Raw genomic sequence first — 1,531 nt, 5'->3', positions numbered from 1 at the left:
CGCAGGTCACGTCCTTGACGTACACGCCGACTGGCTTGTTGGATACGCTTTCCTTACCGGCGGGCTTGATACTGAGCTACAGCTATGACGCAGCCCACCGCCTCACCGGCTGGAGCAACAACCGCGGGGAGTCGGGCGTTTACACGCTCGATGGAATGGGCAATCGCACGGCCGAGCAGATCAAGAGCAGCACGGGTGCCGTTGCCTGGAGCGTGGCTCGCAGTATCAACAACATCAATCGCGAGCTGTCTCGCACCGAGGGGCCAAATCAGACGGACAGCTTCCTCTATGACGCCAACGGCGAGCGCATCCGTGAGACCAACGGCCTCAACCAGAGCACCAATTTCGGGTTGGACAATCTGCGGCGAATCAAGATCATCACCAACGCTGCCAGCGTCACTGCATCGCTGAGCTACAACTCACTCGATGCGGTGACGAGCGCCAGCGATTTCAAGGGCGTGACGACCAGCTATGGCCGCGACGCCTTGGGCAATGCGACCGCCGAAAGCAGTTCCGACGTCGGTGCGCGCAGCACCCAGTACGACGCACTGGGCCTGCCCAGCCGTATTGTCGACGCGATCGGCCAGGCCACTGACATCGTGCGCGACGCGTTGGGGCGCCCCACGCAGCTGAGCTTCGCGAATGGCAAGACCACGATCCTGACGTACGACACTATCCAGTCCGGCAAGGGATACCTGGCCAGCTTCACCGACAGCTCTGGTACCACCAGCTACGCACGTGACGTCTTCGGGCGTGTCACCGCCAAGACTCAGCAGCTGGCCAGTGGCCTCACCCAACAGGTCGGCTATGGCTACGCCGGTTCGGGTCTGATTGCGGCCATCGCCTACCCAGGCGGAAGCTTGCTCGGCTACCAATACGATTCGACCGGCCGCCTAGTGCAACTGACTTGGAATGGCCAGCCTCTGTTGAGCAATGTTCAGTGGAATCCCATGGGCCAGCCCACTGCCTGGACCTGGGCTTTTTCGACCACGTCGCCGTCGCTGAGCGCCAGCCGCGCCTACGATACTGCCGGCAGACTGACGGCAACCGAGTTCAGCAGCTATGTGTACGACGCCGCTGGCCGCATCACCAGCCTCACGCAGAACCTCTACAAGCCAGCGGACACGGATCCGGCTCACGACACAATCACCAGCGCCGATGTGAGCTGGAATGTCACCTACAACAGCTTGGGGCGTATCACGGGCTTCTCCGTGGCTGGCGCCAGTCCCGCAAACAGTGCGACGTTTGGCTACGATGCCAACGGCAATCGCAGCGCCAGCACGCGCAGCGTCAATGGCCAGAGTAGCAGCCGCACCTACACCGTGGTCTCCGGCGCCAACCGGCTGAGCGGCTTCAGTCAGACCATGGGCGGAGCGACCACCAGCGTGAGCTACGGCTACAACGCCAACGGCGACCTGACCAGCGATGGACTGCGCAGCTATACCTATGACGCAGAAGGCCGATTGAGCGACGTGACCACTGGCGCGAGCGACACCAGCCCGACGACGCGCTATGCGCACAACGCATTGGG

Annotated in this window: 1 pseudogene; it reads left to right on the top strand. The window is 62.5% G+C overall.

Going from position 1 to position 1,531, the window contains the following annotated elements:
- Positions 1-14 precede the first annotated feature (14 nt).
- Positions 15-1,531: pseudogene (locus EJI01_RS28255) on the top strand (RHS repeat protein); the annotation flags it as partial.

The sequence above is a fragment of the Variovorax sp. MHTC-1 genome (assembly GCF_003984645.1).
Taxonomy (GTDB): domain Bacteria; phylum Pseudomonadota; class Gammaproteobacteria; order Burkholderiales; family Burkholderiaceae_C; genus Variovorax.
The sequence above is the reverse complement of the archived record's forward strand: the minus strand, read 5'-3'. Positions and strand labels throughout refer to the sequence as shown.